The 19,561-nt window shown below is 72.8% G+C and carries 1 protein-coding gene; it reads right to left on the bottom strand.

What is annotated here, in order from left to right; all coding sequences use genetic code 11:
* Window positions 1–56 precede the first annotated feature (56 nt).
* Window positions 57–19,382 carry a type I polyketide synthase gene (locus AC4IHM_RS33110; protein WP_490870659.1) on the bottom strand — a complete coding sequence of 6,442 codons (19,326 nt, stop codon included), beginning with the start codon at window positions 19,380–19,382 and terminating at the stop codon, window positions 57–59.
* Window positions 19,383–19,561: the final 179 nt, after the last annotated feature.

Here is a 19,561-nt window from a genome sequence, read left to right as displayed (position 1 = left end):
TCGGGTCGTACGGCGCACAACTGGCCGCGGGGTGCCGGCACGTGTGCCGGTGGCGGTCAGTTCGAGCCGAATTCCCTGTCGATGAAGTCGAAGAGTTCGTCGGCGTCCGCCGACTCCAGGTGGCCGGACACGTCGTCGGCGCGGGCCTCGGGACCGGCCGCCGGAGTGGGGGCGCCGTCGGCCCGCGGGTCCGGGTCAGCGTGTGTCGGTGCGTCGCGGGTCTCCACCGGTGCCAGGGCTTGCGAGAGGTACCGGGCGAGGCGGGTGGCGTCGGGATGGTCGAAGACCAGGGTGGCGGACAGGGGCAGGCCGGTCTCGGTCTTGAGCCGGTTGCGCAGCTCGACCGCGGTGAGCGAGTCGATGCCGAGGTCCAGGAATCCCCGTTCGGCGGGGATCGCGGTCGCCGAGTCGTGGCCCAGTACGGTCGCCGTGTGCTCCCGCACCGTGCGCAGCACCAGTTGGTGCCGTTCCGCGTCTCCCAGGCCTTCGAGTCGCGGGGGCAGCGGGGCGGCCCGGTCCGCGGTGCCGGGGGCGGCCTCGGTGAGGCTGCGGTGCCGGAGGAGAGGCGCGGATGCGTGGGCGAGGTCGCGCAGCATGGGCTGGGCGGCACTGCCGGCGCCGCCCGCGGCCAAGGTGCGCGGGTCGAAACGCGCGGCCACGACCAGGCTGTCCGGCGACCGTTCGGCGGTGTCGAGGAGGCGCAGTCCGTCTTCGGTGGGCATCGGCAGCACACCCATACGACGCATCCGCGCGAGGTCCGCCCGCTCCAAACCCCCCGTCATCGCACTCCGCTCCTCCCACAACCCCCACGCCACCGACACACCCGACAACCCACGCGAGCGCCGAAACGCCGCCAACCCGTCCAAAAACGCATTCCCCGCCGCATAATTCGCCTGACCCCCAGCCCCCAACACCCCCGCGGCCGAAGAAAACAACACAAACAAACCATCCGAACCCGCCATCACCTCATGCAGATTCCACCCACCCACCACCTTCGCCGCCAGCACACCCCGCAACCGCTCCCCCGACAACCCCTCCACCACCACGTCATCCAGCACACCCGCCGCATGCACCACCCCCGACACACCACCCGGCAACCCCGCAACCACACCCCCCAACGCCACCCGATCCGCCACATCACACACCACCACCCGCACCTCAGCACCCCACCCCGACAACTCCCCCACCAAACCACCCACATCACCACCACCACGACTCAACAACACCAACCGCCGCACACCCCGCACCCCCACCAAAAACCGCGCCACCACCCCACCCAACACACCCGAACCACCCGACACCAACACCCAACCACCCCCACCACCAACAGCACCAACAGCACCAACAGACGTCGACACACCCCCAGACCCCACCGGAACACTCAACACCAACTTCCCCACATGCCCCGCCCGACCCATCAACCCGAACGCCTCACCAGCCCGCCGCACATCCCACTCCCGCCTCGGCAGCAGCTCCAGCACACCGGCCTCGAACAAGCCCACCACCTCACGCAGCATCTCCCCCAGCCGTTCCGGTGCCACCTCGGCCAGATCGAACGCCCGGTACATCACGCCCTCATAGGCAGCCGCGACCTCCCCCGGGTCCCGCACATCCGCCTTGCCCAGCTCCACGAACCGGCCACCCGGACGCACCAACCCCAACGAAGCGTCCACCAACTCCCCTGCCAACGAATCCACCACCACGTCCACCCCCGACCCGAACACCTCCGCGAACCCCACCGACCGCGACGAAGCAATCCGGTCCCCCGCAACACCCAACCCCCGCACCACCGCCCACTTCGACTCACTCGCCGTCGCACACACCTCCGCACCCAACCACCGCGCCAACTGCACCGCAGCCATCCCCACACCACCCGCAGCCGCATGCACCAACACCGACTCACCCACCCGCACACCCGCCACATCCACCAACGCGTAGAACGCCGTCACAAACGCCACCGGCACCGAAGCCGCCTCAACAAACGACCACCCCTGCGGAACCCCCACCACCACCCGCTCATCCACCACGACGCAGGACCGGAACCCGTCCTGCCAGACGCCCATGACCCGGTCGCCGACGGAGACAGCCGTCACACCGGAGCCGACCCCGGTGACCACGCCGGCGCCCTCGCTGCCCATCCGCGCGTTCTCGGCGTCCGGATACATGCCCAGGGGAATCAGCACGTCCCGGAAGTTGAGGCCGACGGCTCGGATCTCGATCCGCACCTCGTGCTCGCCCAGGACGCGGTCGCCGTCGTTCTCCGGCGCGGGATCCCAGACGATCCCTTCGAGGGTGCCGTTCCCGGCGTGGGTGAGCCTGTGTTCCCCGGCCGGCTCCTCGTCGTGCGCCGGGGCGGACTCCCCTTGTTCCCGCACGGGGGCGAGCCCGTGGTCCGGCGGTGCGTCGCTTCGCACCAGTCGTGGGGCGAGGATGTCGTCGCCGCGGACGGCGAGTTGGGGTTCGTCCGCGGTCAGGGCGCGCAGCACGGTGTCGGGCGCCGTGGCGGTGTCGTCGAGTATGTCGAGGAGGACGAAGCGCCCGGGATGCTCGGTCTGTGCCGAGCGCACCATGCCCCACACGGGTGCGGCGGCGAGGTGGTCCATGCGTTCGCCGTCTCGGACCTGTACCGCTCCGCCGGTGACGAGGACCAGCCGGGACTCCGTGAACCGCTCGCCTTCCAGCCACTGTTGCACGAGCTTCAGCGCGTGCAGGGCGGTGCGTTCGGCGGCTGCCGCCATGTCGTCGTCGGTGTCCGGGGACGCGTCGGCCCGCAGGTCCACCAGGACGTGCCCGGGTGCCGGCAGCTCCTCATGGGTCAGGTGTTCCTCCAGTGCCGCCGGGTCGGCGCATCCGGCGTAGGCCGGGTCCGGCTCGGGCAGTGTGGCGGACGCGTCGCCGAGCACCGCGACACGCAGGGGTTCCGTGTCCTGGTCCGGCGCGGGCACGGGAGTCCAGGCCACCCGGTAGGCAGCGGCGACGCCCTCCTCGCGCGGCGCGGGCAGGCGCGCCTCGTCGAGCGGGCGGGTCAGCAGTCCGTCGGCGGTCAGGACCGGCAGCCCCTCGCTGTCCGTGACCCGTACCGAGAAGGCGTCCTCGGCGGTCGGGGTGAGCCATGCCCGCAGTCGCGTCGCCCCGGTGGCGTGCAGGGTGACTCCGGTCCAGAGGAAGGGCAGCCGCCCGATGGACTGGTCGTCGTCCGCGCACGCCGGCCAGGCGTGCAGGGCGGCGTCAAGGAGCGCCGGGTGGACACCGAATCCTGTCACGTCCGCCTCGGGCAGGGAGACTTCGGCGAACAGCTCGCCCTCGGACCCGCGCCACACCTCCGTGAGCCCTTGGAACTCCGGTCCGTAGGTGAGGCCTTGCTCGTCCAGCCGTTCGTAGAGGCCCGTGATGTCCACGTGTTGCGCGGGTGCCGGTGGCCACCCCTCCGGGCCGGCGGGGTCCTCGTGTGCGGCGCCGCTCACCAGCGTCGCGCGCGCATGCCGCACCCAGTCCGCCTCCCGGCACTCTGAGTCCTGGAGACGGGCGTGGACATCCACCGCGCGGCTGCCGTCCTGTGCCGCCCCGGCCACCAGCACCTGTACCTGAGTCGGTCGGGACTCGTCCAGGAGCAGCGGGGTCTCGAGGGTCAGTTCCTCGACCCGTTCGCAGCCGACCGCGTCCCCGGCGCGCAGCACCATGTCCAGCAGTGCCGTGCCCGGCACCAGCACGCGGCCACGTACGGTGTGGTCGCGCAGCCAGGGCTGTTCCCGCAGTGACAGGCGGCCGGTGAACAGGGCCCCGCCGGTCCCGGGCAGCTTCACCGCGCTGTCGAGCAGGGCGTGCCCGGTGGCCTCCATGCCGTCCTGGTGCACGTGCGCACCGCGCCGGGCGCTGCCGCCCCCGTCCGCCACCCAGTAGCGCTTGCGCTGGAAGGCGTACGTGGGCAGTTCGACCCGGCGCACGGGGCGGCCGTCGAAGGCGCGGGACCACCGCACCGGTACGCCGGTCACGAACGCCTCGGCGAGCGACCGCAGCAGGCGCGGCCGACCACCGTCGTCGCGGCGCAGGGTGCCCGTGACGGTCACGTCCACCCCGTGGTCCTCGGCGGTGAGCTGCACGCCGGTGGTCAGCACCGGGTGCGCGCTTGCCTCGACGAACCTGCGGAATCCCGCGTCGAACAGGGCCCGTACGGTCTCTTCGAAGCGGACGGTGGAGCGCAGGTTCCGGTACCAGTACGTGCCGTCCAGTGCCGTCTGGGCGAGGTCGCCGCCGGTCACCGTGGAGAAGAACGGTACCCGCGGCGGGCGCGGCACCACGTCGGCCGCCGCCTTTTCGACCTGCGCGCGGATGGTGTCGACCTGGGCGCAGTGGGAGGCGTAGTCGACGGGGATGCGGCGGGCCCGGATGCGTTGGCTCTCGCAGTCCGCCGTCAAAGCGTCGAGGGCCTCCGTGCCGCCGGAAACCACTGTCGTGGCAGGGCTGTTCACGGCGGCGACCGTCACCTCCCCCTCATACGCCCCGAGCAGCCGCTCCACCTCCGCAAGAGGCCGCTGCACCGCCACCATGCCGCCATGACCGGCGAGTTCGGCCGCGATCGCCCTACTCCGCAGCGCCACCACCCGCGCACCGTCCTCCACACTCAACGCACCCGCCACCACAGCCGCCGCAATCTCCCCCTGCGAATGACCCACCACCGCACCCGGACGCGCCCCCAACCACTCCCACACCGCAGCCAACGACACCATCACCGCCCACAAAGCAGGCTGCACCACCTCCACCCGCCCCAACGCCCCACCATCACCCAACACATCCAGCAGAGGAACATCCATATACGGCTCCAACGCCGCCGCACACTCCCCCATCCGCTCCGCGAACACCGGCACATCCCCCAACAACTCCACCGCCATACCCACCCACTGCGACCCCTGCCCCGGAAAGACGAAGACAACGCGGTCGTCGGAGGTGGTGGCAGTGCCGCGAACGACGGCGGGTGTCTGCCGACCCTCCGCGAGGTCGGTCAACGCGCTCGCCAACTCGGTGCCGTTCGCGCCCAGGACGACCGCCCGGTGGTCGAACACGGCACGGGTGGTCGCGAGGGCGTGGCCGATGTCGTCGGTCCGAGCGGTCCCGGTGATGCCTTCCGTCAACGGCGACAGGCGCCGGGCCTGGTCGCGCAGGGCCGCGTCGGACAGCGCCGACAGGATCCAGGGTCCGGTCGTACCGTCGGGGCGGTGGTCGTCGTCGCGGGTCACGGGGTCCGGGCCCTGTTCCAGGATGACGTGGGCGTTCGTGCCGCTGACTCCGAACGAGGAGACTCCGGCGCGTCGGGGCCGTCCCGTCTCGGGCCAGTCGCGCGGCTCGGTGAGGAGCGCCACGGTGCCGGAGGACCAGTCGACGTGTGCGGAGGGCTCCTCGGCGTGCAGAGTGCGGGGCAGGGCGCCGTGCCGCAGGGCGAGGACGGTCTTGATGACACCCGCGACGCCGGCGGCGGCCTGAGTGTGCCCGATGTTCGACTTGACCGAGCCCAGCCACAACGGCCGCTCCGGATCACGCCCCTGCCCGTACGTCGCAAGCAACGCCCCGGCCTCGATCGGGTCCCCCAGCCTCGTCCCCGTACCGTGCGCCTCCACCACGTCCACGTCCGACGCACTCAGCCCGGCATCCGCCAACGCCTCGCGGATCACGCGCTGTTGCGCGGGACCGCTGGGCGCGGACAGGCCGTTGGACGCACCGTCCTGATTGACCGCGCTCCCCCGCACGACCGCGAGCACCTGGTGCCCGTTGCGCCGGGCGTCCGAGAGCCGTTCGACGACGAGGACACCGACGCCCTCGGCGAACCCGGCGCCGTCCGCGCCCGCTCCGAACGCCTTGCTGCGTCCGTCGGGTGCCAGGCCGCCCTGGCGGGTGAACTCGGTGAAGATGCCCGGAGTGGACATGACGGTGACGCCGCCGGTGAGGGCGAGGTCGCACTCGCCCTGGCGCAGCGAACGCACGGCCAGGTGCAGAGCGACGAGGGATGCGGAACAGGCCGTGTCGACGGTGAGGGCCGGTCCCTCCAGTCCGAGGGTGTAGGCGACGCGTCCGGAGAGGACACTGCCGATGTTGCCCGTGGCGACGTATCCGGCGGTCTCCTCGGGCACGTCGGGGCCGACGGCGAGGTAGTCGCCGCCGTTGGTGCCGGTGAACACCGCGGCGCGGGTGCCGCGCAGGCCGGTCGGGTCGATGCCCGCCTGCTCCAGTGCCTCCCAGGAGGTCTCCAGGAGCAACCGCTGCTGCGGGTCCATCGCCAGCGCCTCACGCGGCGAGATCCCGAAGAACCCGGCGTCGAAGTCGGCCGCGTCCCGGAGGAATCCGCCCTCGTGGGTGCTCGAAGTGCCGGTGCGGCCACCGGAGTCGGCCGCGCCGAGCGTGTCGAGGTCCCACCCCCGGTCGTCGGGGAACGGGGTGATCGCGTCGACCCCGTCGCGGAGCAGGTGCCACAGGTCTTGCGGGGAGCGGACGTCCCCGGGGAAGCGGCAGCTCATGCCCACGACGGCGATCCGGTCGTCCTCGTCCGCCGAGGCCGGGGCGTGGACGGGTGTGGGTGCGGGGGCCGGGTCCGCGCTCGCGCCGCCGACGAGTTCGTCCCACAAGTGGGCTGCGAGGGAACGGGCGTTGGGGTGGTCGAACGCGATGGTGGAGGCCAGGCGGAGTCCGGTCGCGCTGTTGAGCCGGTTGCGCAGTTCGACGGCTGTGACGGAGTCGAGGCCGAGGTCCCGGTAGGCGGTGGTGGGCTCCACGGCGTCGGGACCGGAGTGACCGAGGACCTTGGCGGCATGTTCGCGAACCAGGGTGAGCAGGGCGGCCTGTTGTTCGGCCCGGTCGCCCAGTGCGGTGATGCGGGCGGCGAGAGTTCCGGTGCCCGCGTCCGTGTCCGCGGCCTGCCGGGTGGCCGCGGCGGTGAGCTGTCGTATCTCGGGCAGGTCGGCGAGGAACGGGCTGGGGCGGGTGGCGGTGTAGGCCACGTGGAACCTGTCCCACTCCACGTCCGCGACCAGGACCGTCGGTTCGGTGTCACCGGCCACCGTGAGGAGGGCCGCGGCCGCCAGGTCGGGATCCATCACGGGCAGGCCGTGGCGGCCGGCGGTGGCCTCGATGTCGCCCTCGGCGGCCATGCCCCGCTCGTCCCAGATGCTCCAGGCGATGGAGGTGGCGGGCAGCTCCAGGGCGTGCCGCTGCTCGGCGAGGGCGTCCAGGTAGGCGTTGCCGGGGGCGTAGTTGCCCTGCCCGGAGGCGCCCAGGGTGCCGGCCAGGGAGGAGAAGAGCACGAAGGCGTCCAGGTCGGTGTCCCGGGTCAGCTCGTGCAGGTGCCGGGCGCCGTCGGCCTTGACCCGCAGGACTCGGTCGATCCGGTCGGGGGTGAGGCGTTCGACCACGGAGTCGTCGAGGACCGCCGCGGTGTGCACGACCGCCGTCAGCGGGCAGTCGGCGGACACCGTGGCGAGCAGCTCGGCGAGGGCCGCGCGGTCTCCGACATCGCAGGCGGCGAGGGTGACGCGTACGCCGGTCTCCTCCAGGTCCGCGCGCAGTTCGGTGGCGCCCGGCGCGTCGGGGCCGCGCAGACTGGCCAGCAGAAGGTGTTCGGCGCCCGTGCGGGCGAGGTGGCGGGCCACGCGGGCGCCGAGACCTCCGGTGCCGCCGGTCACCAGGACGGTGCCGCGCGGACGCCACGCCGGTCGGGCCTCGGAGGCACCTGTGCGGGAGAGCCGGCGGACGAGGGCGCCGGACGGGCGCAGGGCCACCTGGTCCTCGCCGGTGTCGCCGGACAGGACCGCCGCGAGGAGGCGTCCCGTGCGTGCGTCGGGCCGTGCGGGCAGGTCGACGAGGCCGCCGAAGCGCTCGGGGTGTTCCAGGGCCGCGATCCTGCCGAGGCCCCACACCATGTGCTGGGCCGCGGCGTTGTCCCGGACGGTGCGCGCGTCCTGCGTGGTGGCGGTGACCGCGTCGTGGGTCAGGCACCACAGGGGTCCGTCGGTCCCGGCCTCGCCGAGTGCCTGGAGCAGGGCGACGGTCGTGGTGAGGCCGGTGCGCGCGACGCCGCCCGCTGTGGCGGCGCCGTCGGCGACGGTCAGCAGGGACAGCACACCCGCGAAGGTCCCGTCGGGCAGCCGGCGCACGATGTCGTCCCGGGTGGCGTCCGTGGCCAGGGTGAGCGTGGCGACATCACCGCCGTGGTCGCGTACGGCGGCGGCCACCGCGTCGGCGCAGTCGGTCGCCGCGGCGCGGTCGGCGGGCAGGGCCAGCAGCCATGTGCCGTCCAGGACGGGGCTTTCGGGCAGGGCGGCGGGGGTCCAGCGCACGTGGTACTGCCATGAGTCGACGGCGGCCGTGGCCCTGCGGTGCCGACGCCAGGTCCGCAGGGCGGGCAGCACACCGTCCAGCGTGTCGCCGTCGATGTCGAGGAGACCGGCCAGATTGTCGGCGCCCTCGCTCTCCACGGCCCCCCAGAAGACGGTGTCGTCGGCGGGGCGTGTGGCGTTCTGCGCGGCGGGCTTGCGGAGCATGTCGGTGTCCCACCAGTAACGTTCGCGCTGGAAGGCGTAGGTGGGCAGTTCGACCTGTCCGGCGCCGGCGTCGGCGAACGCCCGTGCCCAGTCCACGGACACTCCTTGGGCGAAGGCCTCGCCCAACGAGGCGAACAGGCGTCGCCCTCCTCCGTCGTCGCGGCGCAGCGTTCCGGTGACCGCGGCCTCGTGGCCGGCCGCGTCGAGCGTGTCCTGCACGGCCGAGGTCAGCACCGGGTGGGCGCTGCATTCCACGAACGCGCCGGCGTCCGTCGCGGCGAGGGCGCGTACGGCTTCCTCGAAACGCACCGGCCGACGCAGATTGCGTACCCAGTAGGCGGCGTCCGGCACGTCGTCGCCGAGCCAGTCGCCGGTGACCGTCGAGAAGAACGGCACCCGGGCGCGGCCCGCCCTGATCGGGGCCAGATCGGCGAGGATACGGTCGGCGAGCGCGTCCACCTGCGCCGAATGGGAAGCGTAGTCCACGGGGATACGGCGGGCCCGAATGCCCCGGGTCTCACAGTCCGCCGTCAAAGCGTCGAGCGCCTCGGTGCCGCCGGAAACCACAGTGGATGCCGGGCTGTTCACGGCGGCGACCGTCACCTCCCCCTCATACGCCCCGAGCAGCCGCTCCACCTCCACCAGAGGCCGCTGCACCGCCACCATGCCGCCATGACCGGCGAGTTCGGCCGCGATCGCCCTACTCCGCAGCGCCACCACCCGCGCACCGTCTTCCACACTCAACGCACCCGCCACCACAGCCGCCGCAATCTCCCCCTGCGAATGACCCACCACCGCACCCGGACGCACCCCCAACCACTCCCACACCGCAGCCAACGACACCATCACCGCCCACAATGCCGGCTGCACCACCTCCACCCGCCCCAACGCCCCACCATCACCCAACACATCCAGCAGAGGAACATCCATATACGGCTCCAACGCCGCCGCACACTCCCCCATCCGCTCCGCGAACACCGGCACATCCCCCAACAACTCCACCGCCATACCCACCCACTGCGACCCCTGCCCCGGAAAAACGAACACCGCCCTCGACACAGCACCATCCACCCGCACCCCACCCACGTCACCAGCACCCCGCGCCAACGCCCGCACCCCGTCAAGCAGTTCCTCCCGCGAAGCCCCCGCCACCACCGCACGATGCCCCAGCACCGCACGACCGGACGCGAGCGCGGCGCCGACACTCGTGACGGAGGTGTCCGGCCGTGCCTCGACGAAGCCCGCCAGCCGACCGGCCTGTGCGCGCAGGGCGGTGTGGTTGTGTCCGGAGATCACCCACGGCACGACCGGGAGTTCGGTGCGCCGCTCTTCTCCGGCTCCGGTGCGAGCGGGTGCCTCTTCGAGGATCAGGTGGGCGTTGGTGCCGCTGATCCCGAACGAGGACACACCCGCCCGGCGCACCCGCCCCACCCCGGACCACTCACGCGCCCCAGCCAGCAACCGCACCCCACCGGAAGACCAGTCGACATGCGACGACGGCCGATCCGCATACAGGGAACCCGGCAGCACACCGTGCCGCAGCGCCTCCACCATCTTGATGACACCCGCCACACCAGCAGCGGCCTGAGTATGCCCAATGTTCGACTTCACCGACCCCAGCCACAACGGCCGCTCCCGATCACGCCCCTGACCGTACGTCGCAAGCAACGCCTCCGCCTCGATCGGATCACCCAACCTCGTCCCCGTACCGTGCGCCTCCACCACATCCACGTCCGACACGCCCAGCCCCGCATCCGCCAACGCCGCCCGGATCACCCTCTGTTGCGCGGGACCGTTCGGTGCGGTCAGACCGTTGCTGGCCCCGTCCTGGTTGATGGAGCTGCCCCGGACGACCGCGAGTACGCGGTGGCCGTTGCGCCGGGCGTCCGACAGACGTTCCAGGACGAGGACACCCGCGCCCTCGGCCATTCCGATGCCGTCGGCGTCCGCCGAGAAGGGCTTGCACCGGCCGTCGGCCGCCAGACCTCGCTGCCGGGCGAACTGTACGAAGGGGCTGGGGGTGGCCATGACGGTCACGCCGCCGGCCAGGGCGAGGTCGCACTCACCCGACCGCAGGGCCCTGCCCGCCAGATGTATCGCCACCAGCGACGACGAACACGCCGTGTCCACCGTCACCGCCGGGCCCTCGAAACCGAACGTGTAGGCCACCCGGCCGGACAGGACGCTGCCCGCGCCGCCGGTCATGAGCAGGCCCTCGACGTGCCCGGGGGTCTGCTCAAGCGGCGGTGCGTAGTCGTGGTACACCTGTCCCGCGAAGACGCCGGTACGGCTGCCGTGCAGGTCGTCCGCGTCGAGTCCGGCCTGTTCGAGTGCCTCCCAGGAGGTCTCCAGGAGCAACCGCTGCTGCGGGTCCATCGCCAGCGCCTCACGCGGCGCGATGCCGAAGAGGCCGGCGTCGAAGTCGCCCGCGCCGTACAGGAATCCGCCCTCACGGGTGTACGACGTACCGGTGTGGTCCGGGTCGGGGTGGTAGAGCCCGTCGAGGTCCCAGCCGCGGTCCGCCGGGAAGCGGCCGATGCCGTCGGCGCCGGTGGCCGTCAACTCCCAGAGTTCCTCCGGGCCGGTGACGCCGCCGGGGTAGCGGCAGGCCATGCCGACGATCGCGAGAGGTTCGTCCGTGGGTGCGGCCGGCGCGGCGGACTGCTCCTCCTCCTGGGCCGGGCCCACGAGTTGGTCCACCAGGTGGGCGGCGAGTTCGGTGGGGGTGGGGTGGTCGAAGACCAGTCCGGCGGGAAGGCGCAGTCCGGTCGCGTTGTTCAGCCGGTTGCGCAGTTCGAGTGCGCTGAGCGAGTCGAAGCCGAAGTCGCGGAAGGCGCGCGAGACGGGGATCCGGTCGGCCGAGGCGTGGCCGAGGACGGCGGAGGCCAGGTCCCGTACGAGTCCGAGGGCCAGGTCGGTCCGTTCGTGCGGCGCGAGGGCCGTCAGACGCTCGGTGAACGTCCCGTCGGCACCCGCGGGCCGCGCCGGGCGGACGAGTCCGCGCAGCAGCGCCGGTACCCCCTCGCGGGGCGCTTGTTCGCGTACCCGGCGCAGATCCAGCTTGGTGGGGACGACGAGCGGCCCGGAGTCGGCGACCGCTCGGTCGAACAGCGCGAGGGCCTCGTCCTCGGGCAGGGGCGCCACGCCGAGCCGGGCCAGCCTCGCGCGGTCGGTGGTGTCGAGGCCGGAGGCCATGCCGCCGCTGAGGTCGTCCTGTTCCCACAGGCCCCACACCTGGCTCTGTCCCGGGAGGCCCAGGCCGGCGCGGTGAACGGCGAGGGCGTCGAGGAACGCGTTGGCGGCGGCGTAGTTGGCCTGCCCCGCGCCGCCGAGGACGCCGGAGACCGAGGACATGAGGACGAACGCGGTCAGCGGCTCGTCGCGGGTGAGTTCGTGCAGGTTCCAGGCGGCGTCCACCTTGGGGCGCAGCGCGGTGGTCAGCTGGTCGGGCGTCAGTGAGGTGATGACTCCGTCGTCGAGGGCGCCCGCCGCGTGCACCACCGCGGTGAGGGTGTGGTCGGCGTGGATGCCCGCGAGCGCGGTCCGCAGGGCGTCGTGGTCCGCCGGGTCGCAGCGCAGTGTGGTCACCTCGCAGCCCGCGCCGGTGAGTTCGGCGGTGAGGTCGCCGGTGGCCGCGGTTCCGCGTCGGCTGACGAGGACGAGTCGGCGTACGCCGTGCTCGTGGACCAGGCGCCGGGCGATCAGTCGGCCGATGTGTCCGGTGGCGCCGGTGAGCAGGACCGTGCTGTCGGGTCCGAAGGGCTTGGTGGTGTCGTCGGCCGGGCCGGTGACGCGGGCGAGCCGGGGGGCGTGGGCCCGGCCTGCGCGCAGCGCGACCTGGGGTTCGTCGCCCGCGGCGAGGGCGGGCAGGAGGCGCAGCGATTCGGGGTCCTGGTCGGTGTCGGCCAGGAGGAACCGGCCGGGGGTCTCCGTGTGTGCGGTGCGCAGGAAGCCCCAGACGGTGGCGGCGGCGACACCGGCCACGGGGGTCGGGCCGACCGCTTCCTCCGTGACGGTGAGGAGGCGAGTGGCGGCCAGGCGTTCGTCGAGGAGCAGGGCGCGGGCGGTCTCCAGGGCCGTGGCCGCGTGGCCGTACGCCGCGGACACCGTGTCGCTGTGCCGGTCGCGCACGGTCCACACGAGGATGTCGGGTGCGGTGGCGCCGGTGTCGAGGGCGGCGCGCAGGCCGTCGAGGTCGCGGTAGGTGTGCGGTGCGGCGCCGGCGTTCCGCAGGGCGTTCGGGACCGGGGAAGCGTCGTCGTCGGTGAGTACGGCCCAGTGGCCGGTGGGGCGGGCTTCTTTGGGCAGCGGAAGCGGTTCCCATGCCACGGCGAACAGGGAGCGGGCCGCCGTGCCGTGCGCCGCGGTGAGCTGCGTGGTGTCGGCGGGCCGCAGGGTGAGGGAGCCGATGCTCGCCACTGGCCGCCCCGAGGGTTCGGCGAGGTCGAGGGTGACGGCAGAGCCTCTGTCGGGGGTGATGCGGGCGCGCAGCGTGCGGGCTCCGGGGGTGTGTACGGCGACGTTCTCGAAGGCGTACGGCAGGCGCGGTCCGCCCTCGGAGCGGCCGGTGGTGACCGCGGCGTGCAGGACGGCGTCGAGGAGCGCCGGGTGGAGGGCGAAGCCCGCGCCGTCGTCCAGATGCTCGGGCTCGTCGTGCTCGGGCAGGCGCGTCTCCGCGTAGACGGTGCCGTCGGGGGCGTTCCAGAGGCGGGCCAGGCACCGGAAGGCGGGGCCGTAGACGTATCCGTCGTCGGCCAGGTCGTCGTAGAAGCCGGTGAGGTCGGTCTCGGTGGTGCCGGGGGGCGGCCAGGTGGCGGCCCAGTCGGGTGCGGCGGGGTCCGGTGCGGGGGCGGCCGTGCGGAGTGCCGCTGTCGCGTGGTGGGTCCAGGGGGCGCGGGAGTCCCGGTCGGTGCCGGGGCGGCTGTGCACGGTCGCGCTCGCGCGGTCGGGGCCGTCGGCGGTGACGGTGACCTGGAGGTCCGTGGCGTCGCCCTCGGCGGGCAGCGGCAGCGGGGCGTGCAGGGTGAGTTCGTCGATGTGGGGGGTGCCGTGCCGGGCGCCGGCGTGGACCGCCAGTTCGAGCAGGGCGGTTCCCGGCAGGAGCGGGAGTGTGCCGACGGCGTGGTCGTAGAGCCAGCGGTGGCTCTGGGCGGTGATTCGTCCGGTCAGGACGAGGCTCTCGTCGGTCGCGGTGCGCACGGCCGCGCCGAGCAGGGGGTGGCCGGCCGGGGTGAGCCCGGCGGACGCGATGTCCGGGGCGCCGGTGCCGGTGTCGGGGGCGAGCCAGAAGCGCTCCCGCTGGAAGGCGTACGAGGGCAGTGTGACGTGGCGGGCACCGGTGCCGGCGTAGATCTGGGACCAGTCCACGGGTACGCCGTGGGTGAAGACGGCGCTCAGTGAGGTCAGCAGGCGTCGCAGACCTCCGTCGCCGAGGAGCAGCGAGCCGACCACGACCGCGTCCTGGTCGGCTTCCTCCAGCGTGTGTGTCACATTTCCGGCGAGTACGGGGTGGGCGCTGCATTCCACGAAGGCGTCGAAGCCGTCGGCGGCCAGCTCTTTCACCGCGTCTTCGAAGCGGACCCGGTGCCGGAGGTTGCGTACCCAGTAGGCAGCGTCCGGCACGTCGTCGCCGAGCCAGTCGCCGGTGACCGTCGAGAAGAACGGCACCCGGGCGCGGCCCGCCCTGATCGGGGCCAGATCGGCGAGGATACGGTCGGCGAGCGCGTCCACCTGCGCCGAATGGGAAGCGTAGTCCACGGGGATACGGCGGGCCCGAATGCCCCGGGTCTCACAGTCCGCCGTCAAAGCGTCGAGCGCCTCGGTGCCGCCGGAAACCACAGTGGATGCCGGGCTGTTCACGGCGGCGACCGTCACCTCCCCCTCATACGCCCCGAGCAGCCGCTCCACCTCCACCAGAGGCCGCTGCACCGCCACCATGCCGCCATGACCGGCGAGTTCGGCCGCGATCGCCCTACTCCGCAGCGCCACCACCCGCGCACCGTCCTCCACACTCAACGCACCCGCCACCACCGCCGCCGCAATCTCCCCCTGCGAATGACCCACCACCGCACCCGGACGCACCCCCAACCACTCCCACACCGCAGCCAACGACACCATCACCGCCCACAACGCCGGCTGCACCACCTCCACCCGCCCCAACGCCCCACCATCACCCAACACATCCAACAACCCAACATCCATATACGGCTCCAACGCCGCCGCACACTCCCCCATCCGCTCCGCGAACACCGGCACATCCCCCAACAACTCCACCGCCATACCCACCCACTGCGACCCCTGCCCCGGAAAAACGAACACCGCCCTCGACACAGCACCATCCACCCGCACCCCACCCACGTCACCAGCACCCCGCGCCAACGCCCGCACCCCGTCAAGCAGTTCCTCCCGCGAAGCCCCCGCCACCACCGCACGATGCCCCAGCACCGCACGACCGGAGGCCAGGGAGAGGCCCACGTCCGCGGCGGACACGTCCTGGCGGGCGTCCACGAACGCCGCCAGACGCTCCGCCTGGTTCCGGAGCGCGTCGGTGCTGTGGGCGGAGAGCACCCACGGAACCACGGAGGGCTCATCGCGGCGGCTCACCGGCTCGATCGCGGCCGGGGCCTGTTCCACGACGACGTGGGCGTTGGTGCCGCTGATCCCGAACGAGGACACACCCGCCCGGCGCACCCGCCCCACTCCGGACCACTCACGCGCCCCAGCCAGCAACCGCACCCCACCGGAAGACCAGTCGACATGCGACGACGGCCGATCCGCATACAGGGAACCCGGCAGCACGCCGTGCCGCAGTGCCTCCACCATCTTGATGACACCCGCGACGCCGGCGGCGGCCTGAGTATGCCCAATGTTCGACTTCACCGACCCCAGCCACAACGGCCGCCCCGGATCACGCCCCTGACCGTACGTCGCAAGCAACGCCTCCGCCTCGATCGGATCACCCAACCTCGTCCCCGTACCGTGCGCCTCCACCACATCCACGTCCGACACGCCCAGCCCCGCATCCGCCAACGCCGCCCGGATCACCCTCTGTTGCGCGGGACCGCTGGGCGCGGACAGGCCGTTGGACGCACCGTCCTGATTGACCGCGCTCCCCCGCACGACCGCGAGTACCTGGTGCCCGTTGCGCCGGGCGTCCGACAGGCGTTCCAGGACCAGGACTCCCACGCCCTCGGACCACGCCGTGCCGTCGGCGTCCGCCGAGAAGGGCTTGCACCGGCCGTCGGCCGCCAGACCCCCTTGTCTGCCGAACTCGCGGAACATGCCGTCCGTCGCCATGACGGTCACGCCCGCGGCCAGGGCGAGGTCGCACTCGCCCGACCGCAGGGCCCTGCCCGCCAGATGTATCGCCACCAGCGACGACGAACACGCCGTGTCCACCGTCACCGCCGGGCCCTCGAAACCGAACGTGTAGGCCACCCGGCCCGAGATCACGCTCGGGGTGCTGCCGGTGAGGATCTGGCCTGCGAGGTGGTCCGGCGCGTGGTGGGCGCGGGGGCCGTAGTCGTGGTTGGTGGCGCCGACGTAGACGCCGGTGGTGGAGCGGCGCAGGCCGTGCGGGTCCATTCCGGCGTGTTCGAGGGCTTCCCAGGAGGTCTCCAGGAGCAACCGCTGCTGCGGGTCCATCGCCAGCGCCTCACGCGGGGCGACGCCGAAGAAGTCCGCGTCGAAGTCCGCCGCCCCGTCGAGGAATCCGCCGCCGGGAGCGGCCTCGTCCGTGTCCGTTCCGTGCGCTGCCCAGCCGCGGTCGGCGGGCCAGGTCGTGGCGGCGTGTGCGCCGTCCGCGACCAGACGCCAGAGATCGTCCGCCGAGGCGACGCCGCCGGGGTAGCGGCAGGCCATGCCGACTACGGCAACGGGTTCGTCGTCGGTGTGCCGTGGGCGCTTGTCCTGCTCGTCTGCCGGGCCGGTCGTCTCATCGTCCGGTTGAGCGGTGGGCGTCGTGGAACCGGGGTGGTCCGGGTCCGTGGCCGTCACTCGTGGCGGTGCGGAGCGTGTGGCCAGTCCGGTGGCTGGTTTCCCGCTGCCGCGGGGCTCGTTGGACGCCTGTTGCGGACCGGTGTCCCTGCCGCCGGCGGTGAGCGCGCCGTCGATGTGCGCGGCTAGTGCCTGGGGCGTGGGGTGGTCGAAGACCGTGCTCGCCTTGACGGGCAGTCCCGTGCACGCCGCGAGGGTCCTGCCGAGTTCCTCGATCATGACGGAGTCGAAACCGAGGTCCTTGAACGTGAGCGCCGGGTCGACCGGGTCCGTGTCCCGCATGACGACGGCCGCCTGTTCGCACACGAGGGTGCGCAGGGCCGCCGTCCGTTTCGGTCCGGTGAGCGCGGTCAGCCGGGCAACGGCCTCGCGGCCGGGGTGCGCGGTGTCCTCGGCGGGGCCGGTGTCGGTGCCGTCGGTGTCGGTGCCGTCGGTGTGGGACGCCTCCGTGGCGGCCGGTGCCGGCTCCGCGTCGAGCCAGAAGCGGCGGCGCTGGAAGGGATAGGCCGGCAGGTCGACACTTCGGGCACCGCCCAGCACAGGGGTCCAGTCGACGTCGACGCCCGCCACCCACAGCTTCGCCAGCGACCTGACCGACACCCGGTCCTCGGCCTCCCCGACCAGCGAAATGACGGCGGGGAGGGTCTCCGCGTCCGTTTCCGCGGCCAGGGCCGTGAGAGCGGCGTCCGGGCCGATCTCCACGAAGGCCGACGCCTCGCTGTCCCGCAACAGCGCCAGGGCGTCGGTGAGCGGAGCCGCCTCCCGTGTCTGCCGCGACCGGGGCTCCGCCTCACCGGTCGGCGAGGTCCCGCGCGTCAGCACCACCCGTGCCGCGTCCCGCAGTGACCACACGCCCGACACATGGGCGGCCGTCAGTTCGCCCACCGCGTGTCCCACCACCGCCGACGGCGCGAGACCCCACGAGGCCAGCAGCCGCCACGAGGCGACGCCGAACGCGAAGGCGGCGGCCTGCGCCCGGTCGCCGTACTCCAGTTCCGCCCGCGGCTCCGCTGCGTCGGCCTGCGCTTCGCCGGCCTCCGCGGTCATGGCCCGACGCAGCGCCGCGCCGAACGTCCCCTCCTCCAGCCCGAGTCGGGCCCTCTCCCCGGTCGGTGGACCGAGCGTGTCGGCGGCCTCCGCGGCCACCTCGTCGAAGGCCTCGCACACCTCCGCCAACGCCTCGGCGAACACGGGGAAGGCGGACAGGACCGCGGCCGCGCCGCCGGGCTTCGGGGCCCTGCCCGAGAACACCACTCCCACCTCGCCCGGCGCCGGGCCGGACAACTCGACCTCGGGTGCGAGGGTCCCGTCGGCGAGCCCGCGCACCCCGGTCAGCAATTCCTCGTGCGAGGACGCCACAACGGCGGCCCGCCACTCGAAGCCCTTGCGTGACGCCGCGAGGGACCATGCGACATCCGCCGCCGACGCGTCCGTGTCGTGAACCGCGCCGCTGCTCGCCAGCCGGGACGCGGCGTCACGCCGGGCGGCCTCGCTGCGTCCGGACAGCAGCCACGGCACCTCGGGAAGTGACACAGGCGGGACGGCGGGCGCCACCGAAGGAGCGTTCCAGTCGGACAGGACCACGTGGCAGTTGGTACCGCCCATGCCGAAGGAGCTGACACCGGCGACGAGTTCACCGCCCTCGCCCCCCGCCCCCGTGGGTCCGTCGGGCCACGGCCCCGGTTCCCGCTGTACACGGAGGTTCAGTTCTTCAAAGGGGATGCGGGGGTTGGGGTTCTCGAAGTTCAGGCTCGCGGGCAGCCGACGGTGCTTGAGGGAGAGGACGACCTTGAGGACACCGGCGATTCCGGCGGCGCCGCTGAGGTGACCGATGTTGGTCTTCACCGAGCCGACGGCGAGGGGCCGGTCGGCCGGGCGGTGACGGCCGAGGGCGTCGCCCAGTGCGGCGGCCTCGACGGGGTCCCCGGTGGGGGTGCCGGTGCCGTGCAGTTCGACGTAGCCGACGGCCTCGGGCGCGATGCCGGCGCTCCGGTAGGCGGAGGTGAGCACGTCGGACTGGGCCTCGGCGGTCGGGGCCGTCAGGGTCGCTCCGGCGGGGTCGTTGTTGGTCGCGCTGCCCCGGACCAGGCACAGGACGCGGTCGCCGTCGGCGAGTGCGGTCTCGAGGCGCTTGAGGACGACGGCGCCGCCGCCCTCGCCCGGTACGTAGCCGTCGGCGCGCTCGTCGAAGGTGTAGCAGCGGCCGAGCGTGGACAGTGCGCCCAGGCGGGCGGCGAGCAGCACGCTCTGCGGCAGCAGATGGAGGTTGACGCCGCAGACCAGGGCGGCGTCGGACTCGCCCGAGCGCAGGCTCGCGCCCGCGAGGTGGAGTGCGACCAGGGAGGAGGACTGCGCGGAGTCGACGGTGATGCTCGGTCCGCGGGCGCCGAGGAAGGCGGCCAGCCGGTTGGCGAGGACGCCGCGCTGCACGCCGGTCAGCGCGTGCTGCGTGGCGAGTGTCTGGGCGTGCGGGTACAGGAGTTGGGCGTAGTCGTCGCCGGTGACGCCGACGAATGTGCCGAGCCGGGTGCCGCGGATCCGGTCCGGTGTGATCCGGGCGTCCTCCAGCGCCTCCCAGCCCAGTTCGAGGGCGAGCCGTTGCTGGGGGTCGACGTACGGGGCCTCGCGCGGGGAGATCCCGAAGAACGCGGCGTCGAACTCGTCGACGTGCTCCAGGTAGGCGCCGGCGCGCGGAGTCTGTGCGGCGGCGGCTCCCGTCCAGCGGCCGGGCGGCACCTCGCCGACGCCGCTCCCGCCCGAGGCCAGCAGCCGCCACAGCTCGTCGGGGTTCTCGGCCCCGGCAAAGCGACACGAGACACCGACGACGGCGAGCGCCGAGTCCAGGCCGTCCGCTGCCCTCATGAGTGCGACTCCCTAGATTCACTGGACTTCCCGGATTCCCGGATTCCCGGGTTTCTCGCGACCCCGACATCTCCGCGAGAAGAAGCGGAGAAGTGGAATGAACGGTTGCTCCGCATTCCCCTGAATTCGAGTTCCCGGAGTATGCGCACAGCACCCCCCGCGAGCGTCCCACGGTTTCA

This window comes from Streptomyces sp. SL06, from assembly GCF_058244745.1.
This window is presented reverse-complemented; position numbering and strand designations above follow the sequence as displayed.

Coding starts and splice junctions, on each gene's coding strand:
- AC4IHM_RS33110 (WP_490870659.1), bottom strand. CDS start 19,382: ATGAGGGCAGCGGACGGCCTGGACTCGGCGCTCGCCGTCGTCGGTGTC.